21 protein-coding genes are annotated in these 23,244 nt (G+C 63.9%); 9 read left to right on the forward strand and 12 right to left on the reverse strand.

Annotated elements, in window-relative coordinates; translation table 11 throughout:
• Positions 1 to 74: 74 nt before the first annotated feature.
• Positions 75 to 1,133 carry a tRNA preQ1(34) S-adenosylmethionine ribosyltransferase-isomerase QueA gene (gene queA, locus P0D87_RS10860; RefSeq protein ID WP_053858952.1) on the reverse strand — a complete coding sequence of 353 codons (1,059 nt, stop codon included), beginning with the start codon at positions 1,131 to 1,133 and terminating at the stop codon, positions 75 to 77.
• A gap of 169 nt (positions 1,134 to 1,302) precedes the next feature.
• Between queA and recG the strand changes: the two genes are divergently transcribed.
• The 7 genes from recG (at position 1,303) to ubiA (ending at position 8,481) form a co-directional block, all read left to right on the forward strand.
• Positions 1,303 to 3,543, forward strand: coding sequence for an ATP-dependent DNA helicase RecG (gene recG, locus P0D87_RS10865; protein WP_053857524.1), 2,241 nt, complete (start codon positions 1,303 to 1,305; stop codon positions 3,541 to 3,543).
• Positions 3,544 to 3,676: 133 nt separating this feature from the next.
• A complete protein-coding gene (locus tag P0D87_RS10870; RefSeq protein WP_006047911.1) occupies positions 3,677 to 4,636 on the forward strand; it encodes a LysR substrate-binding domain-containing protein in 960 nt (319 codons plus the stop codon).
• 165 nt (positions 4,637 to 4,801) lie between these two features.
• A complete protein-coding gene (locus tag P0D87_RS10875) occupies positions 4,802 to 4,939 on the forward strand; it encodes a hypothetical protein (RefSeq protein ID WP_006047910.1) in 138 nt (45 codons plus the stop codon).
• A 90-nt stretch (positions 4,940 to 5,029) separates the two neighbouring features.
• Positions 5,030 to 6,481 (forward strand): catalase, encoded by a 1,452-nt coding sequence (locus P0D87_RS10880; protein ID WP_006047909.1) that lies wholly within the window; start codon positions 5,030 to 5,032, stop codon positions 6,479 to 6,481.
• 81 nt (positions 6,482 to 6,562) lie between these two features.
• A complete protein-coding gene (locus P0D87_RS10885) occupies positions 6,563 to 6,724 on the forward strand; it encodes a hypothetical protein (RefSeq protein WP_165919808.1) in 162 nt (53 codons plus the stop codon).
• A gap of 149 nt (positions 6,725 to 6,873) precedes the next feature.
• Entirely contained in the window at positions 6,874 to 7,362 is a 489-nt protein-coding gene (locus P0D87_RS10890; protein ID WP_006047907.1) for a Dps family protein, read from the forward strand.
• A 255-nt stretch (positions 7,363 to 7,617) separates the two neighbouring features.
• Positions 7,618 to 8,481 carry a 4-hydroxybenzoate octaprenyltransferase gene (gene ubiA / locus P0D87_RS10895; RefSeq protein ID WP_053857525.1) on the forward strand — a complete coding sequence of 288 codons (864 nt, stop codon included), beginning with the start codon at positions 7,618 to 7,620 and terminating at the stop codon, positions 8,479 to 8,481.
• 111 nt (positions 8,482 to 8,592) lie between these two features.
• Here ubiA and proC read toward each other — a convergent pair whose 3' ends face one another.
• From proC to P0D87_RS10925, 6 genes are all read right to left on the reverse strand, one after another.
• Positions 8,593 to 9,408: a pyrroline-5-carboxylate reductase gene (gene proC, locus P0D87_RS10900; protein WP_029970440.1), complete on the reverse strand. Its 816-nt coding sequence runs from the start codon at positions 9,406 to 9,408 to the stop codon at positions 8,593 to 8,595.
• A gap of 72 nt (positions 9,409 to 9,480) precedes the next feature.
• A complete protein-coding gene (locus P0D87_RS10905; RefSeq protein ID WP_053857526.1) occupies positions 9,481 to 10,179 on the reverse strand; it encodes a YggS family pyridoxal phosphate-dependent enzyme in 699 nt (232 codons plus the stop codon).
• 54 nt (positions 10,180 to 10,233) lie between these two features.
• Complete coding sequence (gene glcF, locus P0D87_RS10910; RefSeq protein ID WP_053857527.1) at positions 10,234 to 11,460, reverse strand: glycolate oxidase subunit GlcF; 1,227 nt, start codon at positions 11,458 to 11,460, stop codon at positions 10,234 to 10,236.
• A gap of 7 nt (positions 11,461 to 11,467) precedes the next feature.
• Positions 11,468 to 12,556, reverse strand: coding sequence for a glycolate oxidase subunit GlcE (glcE, locus tag P0D87_RS10915; protein ID WP_006047901.1), 1,089 nt, complete (start codon positions 12,554 to 12,556; stop codon positions 11,468 to 11,470).
• Positions 12,557 to 12,693: 137 nt separating this feature from the next.
• Positions 12,694 to 14,187, reverse strand: coding sequence for an FAD-linked oxidase C-terminal domain-containing protein (locus tag P0D87_RS10920; RefSeq protein ID WP_006047900.1), 1,494 nt, complete (start codon positions 14,185 to 14,187; stop codon positions 12,694 to 12,696).
• 202 nt (positions 14,188 to 14,389) lie between these two features.
• Positions 14,390 to 15,805, reverse strand: a complete 1,416-nt coding sequence (locus P0D87_RS10925; protein WP_053857528.1) for an FAD-linked oxidase C-terminal domain-containing protein — start codon at positions 15,803 to 15,805, stop codon at positions 14,390 to 14,392.
• A 643-nt stretch (positions 15,806 to 16,448) separates the two neighbouring features.
• Here P0D87_RS10925 and P0D87_RS10930 point away from each other — a divergent pair.
• Together P0D87_RS10930 and hmpA are read left to right on the forward strand one after the other, a co-directional pair.
• Complete coding sequence (locus P0D87_RS10930) at positions 16,449 to 17,003, forward strand: cob(I)yrinic acid a,c-diamide adenosyltransferase (protein ID WP_053857529.1); 555 nt, start codon at positions 16,449 to 16,451, stop codon at positions 17,001 to 17,003.
• A 116-nt stretch (positions 17,004 to 17,119) separates the two neighbouring features.
• Positions 17,120 to 18,325: an NO-inducible flavohemoprotein gene (hmpA, locus tag P0D87_RS10935; RefSeq protein WP_053857530.1), complete on the forward strand. Its 1,206-nt coding sequence runs from the start codon at positions 17,120 to 17,122 to the stop codon at positions 18,323 to 18,325.
• Between the two features lie 80 nt (positions 18,326 to 18,405).
• Here hmpA and P0D87_RS10940 read toward each other — a convergent pair whose 3' ends face one another.
• The 5 genes from P0D87_RS10940 to P0D87_RS10960 all read right to left on the reverse strand — a co-directional run bounded on the left by P0D87_RS10940 (position 18,406) and on the right by P0D87_RS10960 (position 23,195).
• A complete protein-coding gene (locus tag P0D87_RS10940) occupies positions 18,406 to 18,738 on the reverse strand; it encodes a helix-turn-helix domain-containing protein (protein ID WP_006047896.1) in 333 nt (110 codons plus the stop codon).
• 3 nt (positions 18,739 to 18,741) lie between these two features.
• On the reverse strand, positions 18,742 to 19,080 hold the full coding sequence (locus P0D87_RS10945; protein WP_053857531.1) for a type II toxin-antitoxin system RelE/ParE family toxin: 339 nt from the start codon (positions 19,078 to 19,080) through the stop codon (positions 18,742 to 18,744).
• Between the two features lie 226 nt (positions 19,081 to 19,306).
• Positions 19,307 to 20,380, reverse strand: a complete 1,074-nt coding sequence (aroG, locus tag P0D87_RS10950) for a 3-deoxy-7-phosphoheptulonate synthase AroG (RefSeq protein ID WP_006047894.1) — start codon at positions 20,378 to 20,380, stop codon at positions 19,307 to 19,309.
• A 361-nt stretch (positions 20,381 to 20,741) separates the two neighbouring features.
• Complete coding sequence (tldD, locus tag P0D87_RS10955; RefSeq protein ID WP_006047893.1) at positions 20,742 to 22,208, reverse strand: metalloprotease TldD; 1,467 nt, start codon at positions 22,206 to 22,208, stop codon at positions 20,742 to 20,744.
• Between the two features lie 90 nt (positions 22,209 to 22,298).
• Positions 22,299 to 23,195, reverse strand: coding sequence for a carbon-nitrogen hydrolase family protein (locus P0D87_RS10960; protein ID WP_053857532.1), 897 nt, complete (start codon positions 23,193 to 23,195; stop codon positions 22,299 to 22,301).
• Positions 23,196 to 23,244 lie beyond the last annotated feature (49 nt).

Genomic DNA, 23,244 nt, shown 5'->3' on the forward strand with positions numbered 1-23,244 from the left:
GCGATAAGAAAACGCCGCCGCGAGTGTTCGCAGCGGCTTCAGGGAACGACGAAAGCAAGAAGCGCCGGGTTAGCTCAACCGTCGCGCCGCGTCAGAAGCATCGCGTCGCCGTAGCTGAAAAAACGATAGCGCTGTTCGATTGCATGACGATAAGCGGCGCGGATCGTCTCCACGCCGGCGAACGCCGACACCAGCATCAGCAACGTCGACTTCGGCAAATGAAAATTCGTCACCAGCCGGTCGACCACGCGGAAGCGGTAGCCCGGCGTGATGAAAATATCGGTTTCCGTGCTCGTCGCGGCAAGCGGGCGGCCGGTGGCTTCGGCGTCGCGCGCGGCGGCTTCGAGCGCGCGCATCGACGTCGTGCCCACCGCGATCACGCGATTGCCGCGCGCTTTGGCCGCGGCGATCTTGTCGGCGAGCGATTGCGGCAGGTGATACCACTCGCTATGCATCTTGTGCTCGGCGAGATTCTCGACGCGCACCGGCTGGAACGTGCCCGCGCCGACGTGCAGCGTCAGCGTCGCGCGCTCCACGCCGTGCGCGTCGAGCCGCGCGAACAGCGCGTCGTCGAAATGCAGGCCCGCCGTGGGCGCCGCGACCGCGCCGGGATTTTGTGCGTAGACGGTTTGATAACGGGCTTCGTCGATCGAGTCGGGGTCGTGCTCGATGTACGGCGGCAGCGGCAGCCGCCCGAACTGCTCGATCAGCGTCAGGCAGTCGGCGGGAAAATGCAGCGTGTAGAACGGCTCGACGCGCTCGCCGACGGTGACGTCGAACGCATCGGCAAGACGGATCGTGGTGCCCGGCTGCGGGCTCTTGCTCGCGCGGATTTGCGCGAGCGCCGTGCGCTCGCCGGTCAGGCGTTCGACCAGCACCTCGATCTTGCCGCCACTGGCCTTCTGGCCGAGGAAGCGCGCCTTCAGGACTTTGGTATCGTTGAAGACCAGCAGATCGCCGGGCGCAATGCAGTCGGGCAATTCGGCGAAGCGGCGGTCGATGAGGCGCGCGGCGCGATCGGCGTCGGCCGCGTTGTCCACCTGAAGCAGCCGGCTAGCGCTGCGCTCGGGCAGCGCGACTTGCGCGATCAGCTCGGGCGGCAGATCGAAATCGAAATCGGAAAGCGTAAACATGCGAACGACTGGAAGCGAATGGAAACTGAATTGAGCCGAAGCCTGAGCCGGGCGGCTATGATTGCGGGACGCCGCGGCGGCCCGCGAGCCCGCGCGCTTGCGCAGCCCGCGAACAGCCGCGCGGCCTTCGATACTTTTGACAGCCGATATTGTACTTGCGAAGCAGCCCATGCCTTTGTCCGACCGCCGATTGCCTTCCGCTACCGATGATGCGAGCGCCGAGCCGGCACCCGGCGTCGCGCGCGGCGGCGCGGCGGCGCAAGGCAAACGGACGGCGCGAACGGGCTCTGCCAAAGCCGCCGACAAATCGGCAGCCAAATCGGCAGCCAGGCCCGCAGCCAAAGCTGCCGACAAGCCCGTCGACAAACTCGCCAAGCTAGGCCTCACGCGCGACATCGACCTCGTGCTGCATCTGCCGATGCGCTACGAGGACGAAACCTCCCTCACGCCGATCGGCCATCTGCTGCCGGGCGGCATCGCGCAAACCGAGGGCGTCGTGTTCGACAACGAGATCGCCTATCGGCCGCGCCGCCAGTTGCTCGTCAAACTGCGCGACGACGCCGGCGACGAACTCGTGCTGCGTTTTCTCAATTTCTACGGCTCGCAGGTCAAGCAGATGGCGATCGGCGCACGGCTGCGCGTGCGCGGCGACGTGCGCGGCGGCTTTTTCGGCATGGAGATGGTGCATCCGGCCGTGCGCGTCGTCGATGAAGACACGCCGCTGCCGCAAGCGCTCACGCCGGTTTATCCGAGCACCGCGGGCGTGACGCAGGCGTATTTGCGCAAGTCCATCGACAACGCGTTGTCGCGCACGTCGCTGCCCGAACTGTTGCCCGAGGCCGTCGCGCGTCAATGGTTGCAGCCGCTTGGCGTGCCCTCGCTGATGGACGCGGTGCGCACGCTGCATCATCCGGACGCGCAATCGGACGAAACGGCGTTGATCGACGGCACGCATCCGGCGTGGGTGCGCATCAAGTTCGAGGAACTGCTCGCGCAGCAGATGTCGCTCAAGCGCGCGCACGACGAGCGCCGCACGCGCGCCGCGCCGGCCATGCCGCGCCGCAAGCTCGGCGACGAATCCGCGCTGGTCGCGCGTTTGCTCAAAGCGCTGCCGTTTTCGCTGACGAAGGCGCAGGAGCGCGTCGGCGGCGAGATTGCGCTCGACCTCACGCAGCCGCATCCGATGCAGCGGCTCTTGCAAGGCGACGTCGGCAGCGGCAAGACGATTGTCGCCGCGCTCGCGGCCGCGCAGGCAATCGACGCCGGTTATCAGGCCGCGCTGATGGCGCCCACCGAAATCCTCGCGGAGCAGCACGCGCGCAAGCTGCGCGGCTGGCTCGAGCCGCTCGGCGTGAGCGTCGCGTGGCTCGCGGGCAGTCTGAAGGCGAAGGAAAAGCGCGCGGCCATCGAAGCGGCCGCGCTCGGCACCGCGCAACTCGTGATCGGCACGCACGCGATCATTCAGGACACGGTGGAGTTCGCGCGGCTCGGGCTCGTGATCGTCGACGAACAGCATCGCTTCGGCGTCGCGCAGCGGCTCGCGTTGCGCGCGAAGGCGCAGAACGCCGCCGACGGCGCGCGCGATTTCCAGCCGCATCAGCTGATGATGTCGGCCACGCCGATTCCGCGCACGCTCGCCATGACGTATTACGCGGATCTCGACGTCTCGACCATCGACGAATTGCCGCCCGGACGCACGCCGATTCTCACCAAGCTCGTGTCCGACGCGCGCCGCGAAGAAGTGATCGGCCGCGTGCGCGAAGCGGCGCTCACCGGGCGGCAGGTCTACTGGGTGTGTCCGCTGATCGAGGAAAGCGAGACGCTGCAATTGCAGACCGCCGTCGAGACATACGAAACCCTCGTCGCGGCGTTGCCCGAATTGAAGGTGGGCCTCGTGCACGGGCGTCTCGCGCCGGCTGAAAAAGCCGCGGTGATGGACGCCTTTACGCGCAACGAAGTGCAATTGCTGGTCGCGACCACGGTGATCGAAGTGGGCGTCGACGTGCCGAACGCGTCGCTGATGGTGATCGAGCACGCCGAGCGCTTCGGCCTCGCGCAATTGCACCAGTTGCGCGGACGCGTGGGGCGCGGCAGCGCGGCGTCGGTGTGCGTGCTGCTCTACACCGGCCCGCTGTCGATGACCGCCCGCGCGCGCCTGCAAACCATGCGGGAGACGACCGACGGCTTCGAAATCGCGCGCCGCGATCTGGAGATTCGCGGCCCCGGCGAGTTTCTCGGCGCGCGGCAATCGGGCGCGGCGATGCTGCGGTTCGCCGACCTGCAAAACGATCAATGGCTGATCGAGCCCGCGCGCGAGGCGGCCGCGGCGCTGCTCGAGCAATATCCGGAAGTGGTCGCCCAGCATCTGGCGCGCTGGCTCGGCGCGCGCGAACAGTATCTGAAGGCTTGAACACGCTGCTGTTGGCGGCGCCGCGGCATGGCGTATTTCGCCGATATTGAAAACCGGCGAACCCGGTTGGCGAACCGACCCTATGGGTGTATAACTAGAACCTATCGAATCCACCGCACTGATTGGTCCCCCAATGACGCTCACCGAATTGAAGTACATCGTCGCCGTTGCCCGCGAGCGGCACTTTGGCCGGGCCGCCGAAGCGTGTTTCGTCAGCCAGCCGACGTTGTCTGTGGCCATCAAGAAGCTCGAAGACGAGCTCAACGTGCAGATTTTCGAGCGCGGCACGAGCGAAGTCAGTGTCACGCCGATCGGCGAGCAGATCGTCACGCAAGCTCAGCGGGTGCTGGAACAGACGCTCGCCATCAAGGAAATCGCCAAGCAGGGCAAAGATCCGCTTGTCGGGCCGCTGCGCCTTGGCGTGATCTATACGATCGGGCCGTACCTGCTGCCCACGCTCGTCAAGCAGATGATCAAGCGCGTGCCGCAAATGCCGTTGATGCTGCAGGAAAACTACACGCTCAAGCTGATCGAACTGCTGAAGCAGGGCGAGATCGACGTCGCGATCATGGCGCTGCCGTTCCCGGAAACGGGCTTGATGCTGCGTCCGCTCTACGACGAGCCGTTTGTCGTCGCGCTGCCGTCCGGTCACGCGTGGGAAAACCGTCCGAAAATCGACGCCGACGATCTCAAGCAGGAAACCATGCTGCTGCTCGGCAGCGGTCACTGCTTCCGTGACCACGTGCTCGGCGTGTGTCCGGAGCTGATGCGTTTCTCGCAGAACGCCGACGGCATCCAGAAAACGTTCGAGGGGTCGTCGCTGGAAACGATCCGCCATATGGTGGCGAGCGGCGTCGGCATTACCGTGCTGCCGCGCATGTCGGTGCATGAGGTGAAGCCGCACGCGGGCGGCATCGACTCGGGCCTGCTGTCCTATGTCGCGTTCGGCGAGCCGGTGCCCGATCGCCGCGTCGTGCTCGCGTGGCGCAAAAGTTTTACGCGGATGCCCGCCATCGACGCGATCTGCGACGCCATCAACGCCTGCGACCTGCCGGGCGTGAAGAAGCTGGATTTGCCGGTCGCGGTGAACTGACGCGCGTTGAGCGCGGAAGCAACAGCAACAGCAGCCGCAGGCGGGGCCCAACTCGCGCCCGCCTTGCGCCTATGGCATAGATTAAATTTATAAAACACACTATTTCGATAGTCTTGATATAGTCTTCCTCATACATCGCCCGATGACAAAAACCCGGAGGACATCATGACGCAATCGAACGTGCCGCAAACTCAGACCTTCGCCGCTGAACCGGCCAGCGCCAATGCCGGCTTGGCGGCGGCCATGCTCGGCATGCGCACGGCCGCGTTTTCGTTGCTGGTCGACCGCGCTTTGTCCGCGTAGTCCGCTAATTGTTCGTCTAAGCTTTCGGCATTGCCTTGCCGCGCTTCTCCCCCCAATCCGTTTTGAACGAAAACCATCCAGGAGTCCCGCATGTCCGAACAGAAGCTCACCAATGCCGCCGGCGCGCCCGTCGCCGATAACCAGAATTCGATGACGGCCGGCGTGCGCGGCCCGGTCGTCCTGCAAGACGTATGGCTGCTCGAAAAGCTCGCGCACTTCGATCGCGAGGTGATTCCCGAGCGCCGCGTTCACGCGAAAGGCTCCGGTGCATTCGGCACGCTGAAGGTCACGCACGACATCTCGCGCTACACGAAGGCGAAAGTGTTCGCGCAAGTCGGCAAGGAAACGCCGTTGTTCATGCGCTTTTCGACGGTGGCGGGCGAGCGCGGCGCGGCCGACGCCGAGCGCGACGTGCGCGGCTTCTCGATCAAGTTCTATACGGACGAAGGCAACTGGGACGTGGTGGGCAACAACACGCCGGTGTTTTTCATCCGCGATCCGCTGAAATTTCCGGACTTCATTCACACGCAAAAGCGCGATCCGTACACGAACCTGCGCAACAACATTGCCGCGTGGGATTTCTGGACGCGCCATCCGGAGTCCATGCATCAGGTCACGATCCTGATGAGCGATCGCGGCATTCCGAAGAACTATCGTCAGATGCACGGCTTTGGCTCGCACACGTATTCGTTCATCAACGCGAACAACGAGCGTTTCTGGGTCAAATTCCACTTCAAGTCCCAGCAAGGCATTGAAAATTTCACCGATGCCGAAGCGTCGCAAGTCGTCGCGCAAGACCGCGAAAGCGCGCAGCGCGATCTGATTGGCAGCATCGACGAAGGCAATTTCCCGAAGTGGCGCTTTGCGATTCAGGTGATGCCGGAGGCGGAAGCCGCGGCGTATCGCTTCAATCCGTTCGACATCACGAAAGTGTGGTCGCAGAAAGACTATCCGCTGATCGACGTCGGCACGATCGAGTTGAACCGCAACGCGGCCAACTATTTCGCGGACGTGGAACAGGCTGCGTTCACGCCGGCCAACGTGGTGCCCGGCATCGGCTTCTCGCCGGACCGTTTGTTGCAAGGCCGTTTGTTCTCGTATGGCGACACGCAGCGCTATCGCCTCGGCATCAATCACCATCAGATTCCGGTGAACGCGTCGCGCGTTGCGAACCCGCATTCGTTCCATCGCGACGGCGCGATGCGCACGGACGGCAACCTGGGTGGCAACGTGAACTATGAGCCGAATCGCTTCGGCGACTTCGCTCAGGATGCGAATGCGTTGGAGCCGGCGCTCGCCGCGGGTGCGGTGGACCGCTATGACCATCGCGCGGATGACGACTACTACACGCAGCCGGGCATGCTGTTCGCGCTCTTCGATGCAGCGCAGCGCCAACGTTTGTTCGGCAACATCGCGCGGCATATCAACGGTGTGCCGCAGGACATCGTCGCGCGTGCGGTCGAGCATTTCCGCCGCATCGATCCCGCTTATGCCGAAGGCGTGATCGCCGCGATGGCCGAACTCGCGGAAGGCAAGAAGTAACGCAGTGTGTAAAGCGGGGCGCGCGTGCATGTTGCTTGCGCGTGTGCCCCGCGAGTATCGATACGAACAGGGAGCACGCTCATGATCGAGTTGATGAAAGCCACCGCCGGCAGATCGCCGGCCATGCATCGCGCGCAACAGCAGCAGACGCTCAACTTGCGCAGAGCCGTGGGCTTCGCCATCGTGACGAGCGGATTCGCGGTGATCGCGGCGCAAATGCTGCAACACGCGTTTGGCGGCTGAGCGGCGCGGCGTAGCGGCGACACCTCACACGAACATTTCGCCGTTCTAAGATAAACTGTCGAACGCTCGTTTTTGCCGGGCCTGCTGCCGGCAGGCCGCTCGCACGCGTTACTTCGTCACCGGTTCGTATCACTCTCGAAGGAGTCATCATGGCCAAAAAAGAAGCTGTACAGCACGTCAATATCGGGATCAGCGACAAGGACCGCAAGAAGATCGCGGAAGGTCTGTCGCGTCTGCTCGCGGACACCTACACGCTGTACCTGAAGACCCACAACTTCCACTGGAATGTGACGGGTCCGATGTTCAACACGCTGCATCTGATGTTCGAAACGCAATACAACGAACTGGCGCTGGCCGTCGATTCGATCGCTGAACGGATTCGCGCGCTGGGCGTGCATGCGCCGGGCAGCTATAAAGATTTTGCGAAGCTGTCGTCGATTCCCGAAGCGGACGGCGTGCCTGCCGCTGAAGAGATGATCCGTCAGCTGGTGGAAGGGCAGGAAGCCGTGGTGCGCACCGCGCGCGCGATTTTCCCGTCGACGGAAGCCGCCAACGACGAGCCGACCGCCGACCTGCTGACGCAGCGCATGCAAACGCATGAAAAGACCGCGTGGATGCTGCGCTCGATGCTGGCTTGATGGCTTGAGTCGGTTGCGGTTGCTGTTCGCGTTCGTTTCGCAGAAGCCGAATGGCCGGATGTAACGTGGCACGATGCAAAGCCTCCCTTCGCGGGAGGCTTTGTTTTTTGCGCGCCGCTTTTGAGAACGCTGTGGCGGGGTCGCCATTGCCATCTGCTTTCGTCGGTAGCAGTTCGCACCGACGCGCCACGCCTTCCGCATCCCGTAAAATAACGGCACCGTCCTCGCACTTCGCCTGCATTCAACGAGTCCGCCATGTTCGCCCGACTTCCCCTGTATCTGCGCCTCGTGCGCATGGACAAGCCTATCGGCAGTCTGCTGCTGCTGTGGCCGACGCTCAACGCGCTGTGGATCGCGACCGACGGTCATCCGTCCTGGCCGCTCCTCGTCATCTTCGCGGTGGGCACGATATTGATGCGCTCGGCGGGCTGCGCCATCAATGACTACGCGGATCGCGATTTCGACCGTTATGTGAAGCGCACCGAGAATCGTCCGATCACGTCCGGCAAGATCAAGGCGTGGGAAGCGGTCGCGCTCGCGGCCGGGCTGTCGTTGCTGGCCTTTCTGCTGATTCTGCCGCTGAACACGCTGACGAAGGAATTGTCGGTGGCGGCGCTGTTCGTCGCGGGCTCGTATCCGTTCACGAAGCGTTTCTTTGCGATCCCGCAGGCGTATCTCGGCATTGCGTTCGGCTTCGGCATTCCGATGGCGTTCGCGGCCGTGCAGAATCAGGTGCCGATGCTCGCGTGGGTCATGCTGCTCGCCAACGTGTTCTGGTCCGTCGCGTACGACACCGAATATGCGATGGTCGATCGCGACGACGACATCCGGATCGGCATTCGCACGTCGGCGCTCACGTTCGGCCGCTTCGACGTGGCGGCGATCATGCTCTGCTATGCGGCCACGCTCGGCATCTACGTCGGCATCGGCGTGATGCTCGGCTTTGGCGTGCTGTACTGGTTGGGCTGGGCGGCTGCGGCGGGCTGCGCGATCTATCACTACACGCTGATCCGCCACCGCGAGCGGATGCCGTGCTTCAAGGCGTTCCTGCACAACAACTGGCTCGGCGGCGCCTTGTTCGTCGGCATTGCCGCGCATTATGCGGTGGCTTCGTTTTAGTTTTTAGCGCGGCGTTGATGCCGCGAGGCCGATCGTTGCGGTAAGCGCGGGCTTTGTTGAGTAAAGACACCGCGCCTCACGGCTTGTCACGTTTCAGCGGGCAATAACCGCTCACTGCTTGCCGAACTCATCGCCCATTTCTTTCGCGCGCGCATCGGCGGCCAGCGCGCCGCGCACGATGGCTTCCTTGATGCCGCTCGCGTCGAACGATGCAAGCGCCGCGGCGGTGGTGCCGCCTTTCGACGTCACGCGCTCACGCAACACGGCCGGCGGCTCGTCGGAATTCGCGGCCAGTTGCGCGGCGCCCGTGAAAGTCGCGACGGCGAGCGCGCGGCCTTGTGCTTCGTCCATGCCGAGTTGGCGCGCGGCTTCCTGCAATGCTTCGATGAAGTAAAAGACGTAGGCCGGCCCGCTGCCCGAAATCGCGGTGACGGCGTCGATCTTCGCTTCGTCGTCGAACCATACCGTTTCGCCCACCGCGCCCAGCACCTGCGATGCGAGCGTGCGGCCCGCATCGTCGACGCTCGCGGTCGCGGTCAAGCCGGCGACGCCCATGCCGATTAACGCCGGCGTGTTCGGCATGACCCGCACGATGCGCGTATGGCCGTTGAGCCAGCGCGACATGTCATCCATGCGAATGCCGGCGACGATGCTGATCGCGAGTTGCGACGCCTTCAGATGCGGCGCGAGCGCTTCGGCGACGCTCTTCAGGATCTGCGGCTTCACCGCGAGTACGACGGCGTCATAGGTGCCGAGCGCGGCGTCCGCGGCCGCTCCGGTCTTGATGCCGAACTGCGCTTCATTGCGCTTGCGCGCGTCTTCGTTGGGATCGATCGCGTAGAGATCGGCGGGCGCGACACCGCGCTTGATAAGGCCGCCGATCAACGCCGCAGCCATGTTGCCGCCGCCGATAAAAGCAATTTTCATGATGTTCCGCGAAGGTTGGATGGAGCTTGTGAAACCGCGTGTGCGCCCGTTAATGCAACGTTAATCGCAACGCTAGTGCGAATAATCGCGCGCGCCGAAGATGGCCGTGCCCACGCGCACAATGGTCGCGCCTTCGAGCACGGCGGCCTCGAGGTCGCTCGACATACCCATCGATAACGTATCGAGTTCGAGCCCCTCGCCGACAAGACGCTCGAACAGTTCGCGCAAGCGGCGATGCGGCACGCGTTGGTCGTCGATACTGCCGGCCGGCTCGGGTATCGCCATCAGGCCGCGCAACCTGAGCCGCGGCAGCGCGGCGATGTCTTTCGCGACCTGCACGGCTTCGTCGAAGCCGACGCCGCTTTTCGACGCCTCGCCGCTAATGTTGACCTGCAAGCACACGTTCAGCGGCGGCAGCGTTTCCGGCCGCTGCTCAGAAAGCCGTTGCGCGATCTTCAGGCGATCCACCGAATGCACCCAGTCGAACTGTTCGGCCACCGGCCGCGTCTTGTTCGACTGCAACGGGCCGATGAAATGCCATTCGAGCGTGCTGCGCAAATCGGCGAGCACTTCGATTTTCGTGAGCGCTTCCTGCACGTAGTTTTCGCCGAATGCGCGTTGACCGGCGGCATGGGCCGCGCGTACGTCTTCGGCGGGAAAGGTCTTGGAGACGGCAAGCAACGCGATGGAACGCGCGTCGCGTCCCGCCACGTGCGCGGCGAGGGCGATGCGTTGCTGCACCGCTTCGAGGTTATGAATCAGATCGGGCATGGAACGAACCGGAGCGGACCAAAGGTCGATGGGTCGATAAAGTCGATGCCCCGATTATACGGACAGCATGTGCTCGACCAGTTCGATCCAGTGCGCAACCGGCGTCGACGTGCCGCTTTGCAGATGTGAAATACAGCCCACGTTCGCCGATACGATCACCTGCGGTTCCTGCGCATGCAGCCGCTCGAGCTTCTGATCGCGCAACGCATACGAGAGCTTCGGCTGCGTCAGCGAATAGGTGCCTGCGGAGCCGCAGCACAGGTGACTGTCGGCCGGCAGTCGCACTTCCAGGCCGAGCCTCGTCAGCAGATGTTCGACCGTGCCGCGCACTTTTTGCCCGTGCTGCAACGTGCACGGCGGATGAAACGCGACCGTATGGATCGCGCGGCGGCGCGTGACGGCCACGAGCTCTTCCTCGAAATCCGGCAGAATTTCGGCGATGTCGCGCGTCAATTCGACGATGCGGCGCGCTTTTTCCGCATACTCCGGATCGTCGCGCAGCAGGTGCGCGTATTCCTTCACCGTCGCGCCGCAACCCGACGCGTTCATCACGATCGCCTCGACGCCCTGTTCGACATGCGGCCACCATGCGTCGATGTTGGCGCGCATGTCGTCGAGCGCTTCGTCGTTGTAGCCGAGGTGCAGCCGGATCGCGCCGCAGCAGCCGGCGTCGGGCGCGACCACGGTTTCGATGCCGAGCGCATCGAGCACGCGCGCGGTGGCGGTGTTCACGTTGGGCATCATCGACGGTTGCACGCAGCCGGCCAGCATCAGCATCTTGCGTGCATGCGTCGCGCTCGGCCATGTTAGCGGACGCTGCCGCGCGGGCACCTTGTCGCGCAGTTTTCTTGGCAACAGCGCGCGAAAATGCTGGCCGACGCGCATGGTCGGCGTGAACAGCGCGCTGTTCGGCACGAAGCTCGCGAGCAGCCGGCGCGTGAGACGCTGGCCGAGCGGGCGCGTCACTTTTTCCTCGGTGATCTTGCGGCCGATTTCGACCAGCTTGCCGTACTGCACGCCGGACGGGCAGGTGGTTTCGCAATTGCGGCACGTCAGGCAGCGGTCGAGGTGAACCTGCGTGCTGCGCGTCACCTCCGCGCCTTCCACCATTTGCTTGATCAGATAGATGCGGCCGCGCGGGCCGTCGAGTTCATCGCCGAGCAGTTGATAGGTCGGGCACGTGGCCGTGCAGAAGCCGCAGTGCACGCAGTTGCGCAGAATGGCGTCGGCTTCGTCGCCGTCGGGCGTATTGCGAATGAAGTCCGCGAGATTGGTTTGCATCGCGCGCTCAGAAGTCGGGGTAGAGACGGCCGCGATTGAAAATGCGGGCCGGGTCGAAAGCGGTTTTGAGGCCGCGATGGATTTTCATCAGCGGCGCGGGCAGCGGTGTGAAGACGCCCGCGCCGCGGTCGTAGCCGAGGCCGGTGCGGAAGATCGTCGCGTGGCCGCCGGCCTGCTTCGCGCTGATGCGCACCGTTTGCGCGTCGGTGTCCGTGATCCACCAGCGCTGCGCGCCGCCCCATTCCATCAGTTGCGCGCCGGGCAGTTGCAGCGGCTCGGTGATGGACGGCAACGCGAGCCGCCAGAGCGCGGCCTTCGGCGGAATCGCGGCGAAGAACGAGTCGGTCTGCTCGCGCAGGCCGGCCCAGAAGCGTTCGGCTTCCACCGCATCGACGACTTCGCCGCCCAGCGACGAGCGCGCCGATTTAACCGCGCTCTCCGCGCCCGCGAGACGCACGGCGAGCGTGCCGTGGCGCCAGGCGCTTGCGGTGATCGGCAACGGCCGGCCGCCCCATTCGTTGAGCTTGCGCACGGCGTCGGTGCCGTTCATGTCGAACTTGAGCGTGGCTTCGGCCTGCGGCTGCGGCAGCACCTTCACCGACAATTCGAGGATCAGCCCGAGCGTGCCGAGCGAGCCCGCCATCAAGCGCGAGACGTCGTAGCCGGCGACGTTTTTCACGACCTGGCCGCCGAAGTGCAGCGTTTGCCCCTGGCCGTTCATGATGACCGCGCCGAGCACGAAGTCGCGCGCCGCGCCGGCCGACGGGCGGCGTGGACCCGCAATGCCCGCGGCCACGCAGCCGCCGAAGGTGGCCTGCGGCCCGAAGTGCGGCGGCTCGAACGCAAGCATCTGATTGTGTTCGGCGAGCGCCGCTTCGATCTCGACGAGCGGCGTGCCGGCGCGGGCGGTGATGACCAGCTCCGCCGGGTCGTACGCGACGATGCCGCGATAAGCGCGCGTGTCGAGGATCTCGCCTTCCAGCGTCTGACCGTACCAGTCTTTCGTGCCGCCGCCGCGCACGCGTAACGCGCGTCCCTCGGCGCTGGCGGAACGCACGCGCTCCGACCACATGGCGACGATGTCGTCCTCTTCCATGATGCCCTGCTTCGTTATGTTTCGAACGATTGTACCGGGCGGGGCCGCGCTGACAACCCGGAGCGGACCCCTATCGGGTAATCAGGGTGACATGACGCGAAACCCCGCCGCGACGGGCTATGCGCGATGCGTGGATGCTAGAAGCGCGGCAACTCGGGATGCGGCAGCAGACCGCCGCGCACGTGCATCTTGCCGTATTCGGCGCAGCGCGCGCGAGTGGGGATGCCCTTGTCCGGGTTCAGCAGGCCGGGCGGATCGAAGGCCCGTTTGACCGCGTGAAACGCATCGCGCTCCTCGGGCGAGAACTGCACGCACATCGAATTGATTTTCTCGATGCCGACGCCATGCTCGCCCGTCACCGTGCCGCCCAGTTCGACGCACGCTTCGAGAATATCGGAGCCAAACGCTTCCGCGCGGTGCCACTCGTCCTTGTCGTTGCCGTTGAAGAGAATCAGCGGATGCATGTTGCCGTCGCCCGCATGAAACACGTTGATGCAGCGCAGCCGGTACTTCTTCTCCATCTCCTCGATGCGCGACAGCAGCGGCCCGATACTGCGGCGCGGCACGGTGCCGTCCATGCAGTAGTAATCCGGCGAGATGCGGCCGGCGGCCGGAAACGCGTTCTTGCGGCCGGACCAGAAGCGCAGCCGCTCGTTTTCCGTGCGCGAGATCGCGATGCGCGTTGCGCCGTGCTCGCGCAGCACCGCCGTCATGCGCACGATTTCGTCGGCGACTTCTTCCGGCGTGCCGTCGGATTCGCATAGCAGAATCGCCGCCGCGTCGAGGTCGTAGCCCGCGTGGACGAATTCTTCGACGGCGCGCGTGGCGGGTTTGTCCATCATCTCGAGGCCCGCCGGAATGATGCCCGCGGCGATGATGCCGGCGACCGCGTCGCCGCCTTTCACCACGTCGTCGAAACTGGCCATGATGACCTGCGCCGTTTGCGGTTTCGGAATCAGCTTGACGGTGACTTCGGTGACGATCGCGAACATGCCTTCGCTGCCGATCAGCACCGCGAGCAGATCGAGCCCCGGCGCGTCGGGTCCGAGCGAACCGAATTCGACGATCTCGCCTTCCATCGTCACCGCGCGCACGCGCAGCACGTTGTGCACGGTGAGGCCGTACTTGAGGCAATGCACGCCGCCCGAATTTTCGGAGACGTTGCCGCCGATCGTGCAGGCAATCTGCGACGACGGGTCCGGCGCGTAGTACAAGCCGTACGGCGCGGCGGCTTCGGAGATCGACAGATTGCGCACGCCGGGCTGCACCGTGGCGGTCCGCGCGTACGAGTCGACTTCGATGATCTTTTTGAAGCGCGCGAGCGACACGACGACGCCGTGACGAATCGGCATCGCGCCGCCGGACAGGCCGGTTCCCGCGCCGCGCGGCACGATCGGCACGCCAAGGCGATGGCAGATCTGCACGATGCGCTGGACTTGCGACTCGGTCTCCGGCAACGCGACGGCAAGCGGCAGCCGACGATATGCGGCGAGGCCGTCGCAGTCGTAGGCGACCGTATCTTCGTCGCGATAGAGCAGACAGTGGTTCGGCAGGACCGCCATCAGCGCCTGCACGACTTCGCGCTGGCGCTGGGCGAGAACTTCTGCCGACAGTTCGGCGGGTGCGTTCATGTGCGTCGTCTCCTCTTGTCTTTCGCCGCGCGCGCTTTCAGGCACTTCCGGGCGCTTCCCGCGCGCTTGTATTGCGGCGACTGTTGCGGCCGGCGGGGTGGTCCGCGCTCATGCCGCGTTTGCTACCGTTGCTACCGGTGCTACTACTCATATTGCGCCTGAATTGCGCTGGCTTGCGCTCGCCTGTGTGTCTGCCGACGCGTTAAGCCGCCCAGCTAAAAATCTTGCCGGGGTTCATCAGATTGTGCGGATCGAGTGCGTGCTTGATGGAGCGCATCGTGTCGATCGCGACATCGCCGTGTTCCTCAAGCAGAAAATTCATCTTGTGCAGACCGACGCCGTGCTCGCCGGTGCACGTGCCGTCCATGCGTAACGCGCGCTGCACGATGCGATGATTCAGACGTTCGGCCTCGACCAGTTCCTCCGGCTTGTTCGGATCGATCAGGATTGCGACGTGGAAATTTCCGTCACCGACATGGCCGACGATCGGGCAGGGCAGCGGCGACGTCTTCAGGTCCTGCTCTGTTTCGACGACGCATTCGGCGAGGCGCGAGATCGGCACGCAGACGTCGGTCGTGACGGCGCGGCACCCCGGCTTTAATTGCAGCATCGCGAAATAGGCGTTGTGACGCGCGTTCCACAGACGGCTGCGGTCTTCCGGCCGCGTCGCCCATTCGAAACCTTCGCCGCCGTTCTGCGCGGCCAGTTCCTGCACGAGTTCGGCTTGTTCCTTCACGCCGGCCTCGGTGCCGTGGAACTCGAAGAACAACGTGGGCGCCTCGCGCAGCGTCAGATTCGAATGCCGGTTAATCGAGCGGATCGCGAGCGCGTCGACGAATTCGACGCGGGCGATCGGCACGCCCATCTGAATCGTTTCGATGACGGCGCGCACTGCATCGCCCATCGACGGAAATGCGCAGACGGCCGCGGAAACCGCTTCCGGCTGCGGATAAAGGCGCACGGTGATTTCGGTGATGACGCCGAGCGTGCCTTCCGAGCCGACGAAAAGACGCGTGAGGTCGTAACCCGCGGACGACTTGCGTGCTCGCGTGCCGGTTTTGATGACGCGGCCATCGGCGAGCACGACGGTCAGGCCGAGCACGTTCTCGCGCATCGTGCCGTAGCGCACCGCGTTCGTGCCGGACGCGCGCGTGGCCGACATGCCGCCGATGCTGGCGTCCGCGCCTGGATCGATCGGAAAAAAGAGGCCGGTGTCGCGCAGCGCCTCGTTGAGCTGTTTGCGCGAGATGCCGGGCTCGACGGTGACCGTCAGATCTTCGGCGTTGATCGACAGGACGCGGTTCATTTCCGACAGATCGATGGACACGCCGCCTTGCACGGCGAGCAGATGTCCTTCGAGCGACGAGCCGTTGCCGTACGGAATGATCGGCACGTTGTACTGGCCGCAGAGCTTGACGATGGTTTGCACGTCTTCGGTGTTGCGCGCGAACACGACGGCGTCGGGCAATTGCGGGTCGAACGGCGATTCATCGCGGCCATGATGTTCGCGCACGGCCTGGGCGACCGACACACGTTCGCCGAAGGCGTCGGTGAGGGCGTTTAGCAATTCGGGGGGAAATGGCCGGCGCAGCGCGGCCGGCGGAACACCATAATTCACGCATGTCTCCTGTGTCGACTGGAGTTAGCGCTTCAGCGCTTACTCCAGTCCCATGCTAGCGGTCGACTGGAGTTAGCGCTTCAGCGCTTACTCCAGTCCCATGCTAGCGGTCGACTGGAGTTAGCGCTTCAGCGCTTAGTCCAGTCCCATGCTAGCGGTCGACTGGAGTTAGCGCTTCAGCGCTTAGTCCAGTCCCATGCTAGCGGTCGACTGGAGTTAGCGCTTCAGCGCTTAGTCCAGTCCCATGCTAGCGGTCGATCCAAGTTAGCGCTTCAGCGCTTACTCCAGTCCCATGCTAGCGGGCAACCCGAGTTTGGCACCTCAGCGCTTACCCCAGTCCATCGACCACGGTTATCAATCATTGTCAGCCGAAGCGATTCTGCAGCAACCGTTTCATTTTACGCCGATCGTTTGCAGGCCGGCTCGAGTCCTTGCAGGCCGCCGACGATCACTGCGGCCCGGACCTCGCTCCTATAATGGCCACGGCCGCCCGATGCGCGCAATATGTCCGATGCGATAGCTGCGCCGCGACTAACCCAGCCGCCGCCAAGCATGATCAACACCCACAGGCCAACGTATCGGCCGAGGCATCAGCGACTCCGCCACACCACCCGCATCCCGACCGACCAACCAGAGGATCACCATGGGTAACCGCCTAACCAAAATCGCCACCCGCACCGGCGACGACGGCACCACCGGCCTCGGCGACGGCCGGCGCGTACGCAAGAGCAGCGCCCGCATCGAGGCAATCGGCGACGTCGACGAACTCAACTCCAATCTCGGCGTGCTGCTGTGCGAAAACCTGCCCGAGAACGTGCGCGCGGCATTGGTGGCGATCCAGCACGACCTGTTCGACCTCGGCGGCGAGCTCTGCATTCCTGGCCACACGATGATCGCCGACCGCCACCTCGCACAACTCGACGGCTGGCTCGCCGACTACAACGCCGCATTGCCGCCGCTCAAGGAGTTCATCCTGCCGGCCGGCTCGCGGGCGGCGTCGCTTGCTCACGTCTGCCGCACGGTTTGCCGCCGCGCCGAACGGGCGATTGTCGCGCTCGGCGAAGAAGAGACGATCAACGCGGCACCGCGCCAGTATGTGAACCGCCTGTCGGATTTGCTCTTCGTGCTCGCTCGCGTGCTCAATCGCGCTGACGGCGGCACCGACGTCCTCTGGCAGCACGACCGCGGTCACGGCTAGGCAGCAGACGCGATTCTGTAGGCATCAACGCCAGGGCAATTCAGCCTGCGACAATCTGTCTGGGCGAGGGCGCTCTATAAGATGTATCGTATGCGCATCTTTAAGGAGAAGTACAAATGACCGCCCTTACCGCCGACCAGATTGCCCGCGTCAAAGCCACGGTTCCCGTGCTCGCCGAACATGGTACGACCATCACCAAGCATTTCTACAAGCGCATGTTCGCGCATCACCCGGAACTGAAGAATCTCTTCAACCAGACGCATCAGCAAAGCGGCAATCAGCCCGAGACGCTCGCCCGCGCCGTGTACGCGTACGCGGCCAACATCGACAATCTCGGCGCGCTCGGCCCGGCCGTCTCGCGAATCGCCAACAAGCACGCGAGCCTGAACATTCGGCCCGAGCACTATCCGATTGTCGGCCGCCATCTGCTGGGTGCGATCGTCGACGTACTCGGCGACGCGGTCGATCAGCCGACGCTCGACGCATGGCAGGTCGCGTATGGCCAACTCGCGAACATTTTCGTCGGCACCGAGGCGAAGCTGTACGAGGGTGCGGCGTGGAGCGGCTTCCGCCCGTTCAAGGTGGCGCGCAAGCAGGTGGAGAGCGACGAGATCACGTCCTTCTATCTGACGCCCGCCGACGGCACCGCAGCCTGTGAGTTCGAACCCGGCCAATACGTGAGCGTCACGCGCTTTGTCGACAAGCTGGGCGTCGACCAGCCGCGGCAGTACAGCTTGTCGGATGCGCCGCATGGCAAGTGGCTGCGCATTTCGGTCAAGCGTGAAGACGGCCGCGAGGACGCCGCGCCGGGTCACGTGTCGAACCTGCTGCACGCGGGCGTGGAGGAGGGCACGATCGTGCACGTGAGCGCGCCGATGGGCGACTTCACGCTCGATCGCAAGAAGACCACGCCGGTCGTGCTGATGAGCGGCGGCGTGGGCGTCACACCGATGACGTCCATGCTGTCGACATTGCTCGCCGACGGCAGCGAGCGGAGCGTCACTTTCGTTCACGCATGCCGCAACGGCCGCGTGCATGCGTTCCGCGAGTGGCTCGACGAAACCGCTGCGTCGCATGCGAACGTGAAGCGTGTCGTGTTCTACGAAGCCGTTGATGCAAGCGACCGGCACGGCATCGATTACGATTTCGAAGGCCGTCTCGACGTGACAAAAATCGCGGATCGCGTCATCGCGCTGGATGCCGACTACTACATTTGCGGCCCGGTGCCCTTCATGCGCGCGCAGCGCGACGCGCTGGTTGCATTGGGCGTGGAGCCGGCGTGCATTCACACGGAAGTGTTCGGTTCAGGCGCGGTCGAGTAAGCCGGTCGATGTAGCAGGTCAGGCAAAGCGCGCGCGCTCGCTGCCAGCAGCTAGCTGCGCGAATCCGCCACCCTCGCGCGCTATCCCACCGCCATCGTGACCGGCTTGCCAATCCGGCTCAACATTTCGACGAGCGTGTCGATGGTGAACTTGGTGGTTTTCTTGTTCACCACGTCCGATACCCGCGGGCGCGAGACCATGAGAATTTCAGCGGCCTCCGCCTGCTTCAGATGATGCTGCTCGATCCACGTGGACAATTCCGTCATGAGCTGCTCCTTGAGCAGCCTCGTGTCGTTGATCTGCTTTTGCGACGCCGCGTGCAGACGCTTCGCCTCGTCGGCGGAAAAGCCGAGTTCGAGAAACACGTTTGCGCCGGGCTTTGTCACGTGACGAATTTTGGTGTCGATCGTCATTTGTTAAGGTTTCCTATCGTTAATGATGGCGCGATACCGCGTTTCGGCAATCAGTTTGTCGTGCGGCGCGAGCTTCTGGGTTTTCTTCTGCATGCAATGAAGCACGTAAAGCGCTTCTGCAAACTTCGTGACGTACATCACGCGATAAATGCCGTTCTCTTCCCGGATGCGAATTTCGCGCGTTCCAGGACCCACCGAGTCGAACGGTTTCCAGTCGTCAGGGTCGAGACCCGCCTGGATCTTGCCGATCTGAAACCCGGCTTGCCGACGTGCCTCTTCTGGAAAGGCGAGCAAATCGCGATAGCTGGAGCCTAGCCAGCGAACTTCTTTTTCCAGCGTCATAACCGCCTTCGACGTACAAAATATTATACGCAAATTCCCGCCTGGTCAAGTCATTCGCGACCTGGCGATGAACTGCTACGGTACATAGACGGCGGCATCTCCACCATTCGTCCGTTCGGCCAACGAAATAAAAAAACCCGGCTGTGAACTGCACGAGCCGGGTTTCTTAACGCTGCAAACCGCATTCTTGCGATGCGGTCAAACGGTAAAACCACAAAACAAAAAATCAGTTGCCGCTTCCGCGCGCCACGCGCCGCTGCTTGACCGCGTCGGCGAGACCTTCCAGCACGGCGACGCTTTCGTCCCAGCCAATGCATGCATCGGTGATGCTCTGACCGTACGTGAGCGCGCAGCCTTCCTGCAAGTCCTGGCGGCCCGCCACCAGATGCGACTCCACCATCACGCCGACAATTCGTTCGTCGCCCGAAGCAATCTGCCGGCCGATGTCCGCGCACACCGGAATCTGGTTCTCGTGCTTCTTCGAGCTGTTCGCGTGGCTTGCGTCGATCATCAGGCGCGCCGCGAGTCCGGCCTTGCCGATGTCCGAGCACGCCGCGTTCACGCTCGCAGCATCGTAGTTCGGCGTCTTGCCGCCGCGCAGGATGATGTGGCAGTCCTCATTGCCCGCCGTCGATACGATCGCCGAGTGCCCGCCCTTCGTGACCGACAGGAAATGGTGCGGCTGCGACGCGGCCTTGATTGCGTCGACGGCGATCTTGACGTTGCCGTCCGTGCCGTTCTTGAAGCCGACCGGGCACGACAGGCCCGACGCGAGTTCGCGGTGCACCTGCGACTCGGTGGTCCGCGCGCCGATCGCGCCCCACGAGATCAGATCGGCGATGTATTGCGGGCTGATCATGTCGAGGTATTCGGTGCCGGCCGGCAGACCCAGTTCGTTGATGCGCAACAGCAGCTCGCGCGCGGTGCGCAAACCTTCGTTGATCTTGAAGCTGTTGTCCATGTGCGGGTCGTTGATGAGCCCTTTCCAGCCCACCGTCGTGCGCGGCTTTTCGAAATACACGCGCATCACGACTTCGAGTTCGCCCGCAAAGCGCTTGCGCTGTTCGACGAGACGCCCCGCGTATTCCATTGCCGCTTTGGTGTCGTGAATCGAGCACGGTCCGACGATCACGATCAGGCGGTCGTCCATGCCATGCAGGATCCGATGCATGGCGGTGCGCGAACTGTAGATAAGGTCGGAGACCGCTTCGTCGCAGGCAAATTCGCGGATCAGGTGCGCCGGGGGCGTGAGCTCTTTCAATTCTCGAATGCGGACATCGTCGGTGTTGTGCGGGGGCATGTTGTTCTCCTGAATCGGTTCGTAGCGTGTTCACGCGGGCGGCGCGTGCAAGGCAAAGTGTTCAAAGGCTGAATGAGCAAAGACTGAAGGCGAAAAAAAACCGCCAGACTCGCTGGCGGTTTTTCGGGAATTCTCGGTGTTCTGCGTGCACTAACACCCCTCTCGATCCGCCAGCGGTCTGAGATACCAAAAAAAGTAAAAGTAAAACTTGGCGGACATGGCGAAATGGAGTCGCTGGTCAAAAAAGGGTGATTGACTTTATAACCCGGGGAAGCTCGGCTGGCAAGCTATGCGGTCTAAAAATGCGGAAAAGCCGCACGATCGAGCGTTTCCACGCATGAATCGTGCGGCCGGAGCCTCGTCAGGCCGTGCCGCCCACCGTCATCCGGTCGATGCGCAGCGTCGGCTGGCCGACGCCCACCGGCACGCTTTGGCCTTCCTTGCCGCACACGCCGACGCCCGAATCCAGCTTCATGTCGTTGCCGATCATGCTGACGTATTTGAGCGATTCCGGGCCGCTGCCGATCAGCGTCGCGCCCTTGACCGGATACGTGATCTTGCCGTCCTCGATCATGTACGCCTCGGACGCCGAGAACACGAACTTGCCGTTGGTGATGTCGACCTGGCCGCCGCCGAAGTTCACCGCATACAAGCCGTTCTTCACCGACTGAATGATTTCCTGCGGGTCCTTGTCGCCGTTGAGCATGTACGTGTTCGTCATGCGCGGCATCGGCAGCGCGGCATACGATTCACGACGCGCGTTGCCCGTGACCGGCATCTTCATCAGGCGCGCGTTGAGCGTGTCCTGAATGTAACCCTTGAGAATGCCGTCCTCGATCAGCGTCGTGCACTGCGTCGGATTGCCTTCGTCGTCGATATTGAGCGAGCCGCGGCGATTCGGCAGCGTGCCGTCGTCGACAACGGTCACGCCCTTCGCCGCGACCTGCTCGCCGATGCGTCCCGCGAATGCGGACGAGCCCTTGCGGTTGAAGTCGCCCTCGAGCCCGTGGCCGATCGCCTCGTGCAGCAGCACGCCCGGCCAGCCCGGCCCGAGCACGACCGTCATCGCGCCGGCCGGAGCGGGGCGCGCTTCGAGATTCACGAGCGCCGCGTGCACGGCGTCGTCGACGTAACGCGACAGCACTTCGTCGGTGAAATAGCTGTAGTCGAAACGGCCGCCGCCGCCGCCGCTGCCGATTTCGCGGCGGCCGTTCTGCTCGGCGATCACTGTGACCGAGACGCGCACGAGCGGCCGGATGTCGGCCGCGAAGCCGCCGTCGCTGCGCGCGACCAGCACGACGTCGTATTCGCCTGCGAGGCCCGCCATCACTTGCTGGATGCGCCGGTCGCGGCCGCGCGCCATGTGTTCGATGCGCTCGAGCAGCTTGACCTTGGCGGTGGCGTCGAGCGAATGCAGCGGGTCGGCGGGCAGATACAGATCGCGCCCGGCGATGCCTGTCAGCGACGACGCCACCTTGATCTTCTGCTTGCCGCCGCCCGCCTTGGCGATGGCGCGCGTGGCGATCGCCGCCTGGCGGATCGCCTCGGGCGACAGATCGTCCGAATAGGCGAAAGCCGTGCGGTCGCCCGACACGGCGCGCACGCCGACGCCCTGGTCGATGCTGAAGCTGCCCGACTTCACGATGCCTTCCTCGAGGCTCCACGCTTCGCTGCGCGTGGCCTGGAAGTACAGGTCCGCGTAATCGACACGATGCGTGAAGATCTCGGCGAGCGTGCGGGTGAGCAGCGATTCGTCGAGACCGTAGGGCGTCAGGAGGATGTCCTTGGCGGTGGCGAGATTGCGGATACCAGGTTCGATGATGTTCATGCGAAGTATGTTCTGCTCGATACGAAGGATTCGGTTAGCGCCACGCTCACTATATGAGTGACGGACGCCGCAGTTTCAATGTCACGTGTTCTAGCTCAGCACCCGATGACGCCATGCGGGCAGACTCTGCCGCACCTCGTCGATGCGCGTGCGTTCGAGCGTCCCCGCGACCACGCCGGCGCCTTCGTCGCGCACCGCGACGACTTCGCCCCACGGATCGATCAGCATGCTGTGGCCCCACGTGCGGCGGCCATTCTCATGCTTGCCGCCTTGCGCCGCGGCCAGCACGTAGCACTGGTTTTCGACGGCGCGCGCGCGCAGCAGCATTTCCCAATGCGCGCGGCCCGTCGTGTAAGTAAACGCCGACGGCACCACCATCAGCGCGCAATCGCCCATGCGCCGGTACAGCTCGGGGAAGCGCAGATCGTAGCAGACCGACAAACCAACGCGGCCGAACGGCGACTCGAAGGTGCGGACTTCGCCGCCGGGGCAAATGGTGCGCGCCTCGTCGAACGATTCCTCGCCCTTTTCGAAGTTGAACAGATGGATCTTGTCGTAGCGCGCGGCCTCGTTACCCTCGGGGTCGAACACGAGCGTCGTGTTCAACACGCGCGACGGCTCCGGCGCCGTGATCGGCAACGTGCCGCCGATTACCCATACCTTGTGGCGGCGCGCGGCATCGGCGAGAAAACGCTGGATCGGGCCGTCGCGATACGCTTCGCGAACCGCGAGCTTGTCGGTGTCCTTGAAGCCCATGAAGCAGAAGTACTCGGGCAGAAGGACGAGCTGCGCGCCGTCGGCGGCGGCTTCGGCGATCAGACGTTCGGCGTCGGCGAGATTGCGCTCGCGATCCGGCGTGCTGACCATTTGCAGCGCGGCGACGCGGAAGCTGTTTGGCTGACCGCTCGCCGGTTCGCGCTGCGCACTATCAAGCGCAGTGTCGGACGAAGCGTGGGATGAAGACGAAGAGACGTGTGTTTCGCTCATGAGCGTTTCGGAAAACTCCCGGCAAGGCGGCGCGACAGCCGGCGCCGCA

This window comes from Paraburkholderia sp. RL17-368-BIF-A (genome assembly GCF_046054045.1).
In the GTDB taxonomy this organism is placed as follows: Bacteria; Pseudomonadota; Gammaproteobacteria; order Burkholderiales; family Burkholderiaceae; genus Paraburkholderia; species Paraburkholderia graminis.

Coding starts and splice junctions, on each gene's coding strand:
- hmpA (WP_053857530.1), top strand. CDS start 17,120: ATGACCGCCCTTACCGCCGACCAGATTGCCCGCGTCAAAGCCACGGTT.
- P0D87_RS10940 (WP_006047896.1), bottom strand. CDS start 18,738: ATGACGATCGACACCAAAATTCGTCACGTGACAAAGCCCGGCGCAAAC.
- P0D87_RS10905 (WP_053857526.1), bottom strand. CDS start 10,179: ATGCCCGATCTGATTCATAACCTCGAAGCGGTGCAGCAACGCATCGCC.
- proC (WP_029970440.1), bottom strand. CDS start 9,408: ATGAAAATTGCTTTTATCGGCGGCGGCAACATGGCTGCGGCGTTGATC.
- tldD (WP_006047893.1), bottom strand. CDS start 22,208: ATGAACATCATCGAACCTGGTATCCGCAATCTCGCCACCGCCAAGGAC.
- P0D87_RS10880 (WP_006047909.1), top strand. CDS start 5,030: ATGTCCGAACAGAAGCTCACCAATGCCGCCGGCGCGCCCGTCGCCGAT.
- glcF (WP_053857527.1), bottom strand. CDS start 11,460: ATGCAAACCAATCTCGCGGACTTCATTCGCAATACGCCCGACGGCGAC.
- P0D87_RS10945 (WP_053857531.1), bottom strand. CDS start 19,080: ATGACGCTGGAAAAAGAAGTTCGCTGGCTAGGCTCCAGCTATCGCGAT.
- recG (WP_053857524.1), top strand. CDS start 1,303: ATGCCTTTGTCCGACCGCCGATTGCCTTCCGCTACCGATGATGCGAGC.
- P0D87_RS10885 (WP_165919808.1), top strand. CDS start 6,563: ATGATCGAGTTGATGAAAGCCACCGCCGGCAGATCGCCGGCCATGCAT.
- P0D87_RS10930 (WP_053857529.1), top strand. CDS start 16,449: ATGGGTAACCGCCTAACCAAAATCGCCACCCGCACCGGCGACGACGGC.
- P0D87_RS10960 (WP_053857532.1), bottom strand. CDS start 23,195: ATGAGCGAAACACACGTCTCTTCGTCTTCATCCCACGCTTCGTCCGAC.
- glcE (WP_006047901.1), bottom strand. CDS start 12,556: ATGGAAGAGGACGACATCGTCGCCATGTGGTCGGAGCGCGTGCGTTCC.
- aroG (WP_006047894.1), bottom strand. CDS start 20,380: ATGCCCCCGCACAACACCGACGATGTCCGCATTCGAGAATTGAAAGAG.
- P0D87_RS10920 (WP_006047900.1), bottom strand. CDS start 14,187: ATGAACGCACCCGCCGAACTGTCGGCAGAAGTTCTCGCCCAGCGCCAG.
- P0D87_RS10875 (WP_006047910.1), top strand. CDS start 4,802: ATGACGCAATCGAACGTGCCGCAAACTCAGACCTTCGCCGCTGAACCG.
- P0D87_RS10890 (WP_006047907.1), top strand. CDS start 6,874: ATGGCCAAAAAAGAAGCTGTACAGCACGTCAATATCGGGATCAGCGAC.
- ubiA (WP_053857525.1), top strand. CDS start 7,618: ATGTTCGCCCGACTTCCCCTGTATCTGCGCCTCGTGCGCATGGACAAG.
- queA (WP_053858952.1), bottom strand. CDS start 1,133: ATGTTTACGCTTTCCGATTTCGATTTCGATCTGCCGCCCGAGCTGATC.
- P0D87_RS10870 (WP_006047911.1), top strand. CDS start 3,677: ATGACGCTCACCGAATTGAAGTACATCGTCGCCGTTGCCCGCGAGCGG.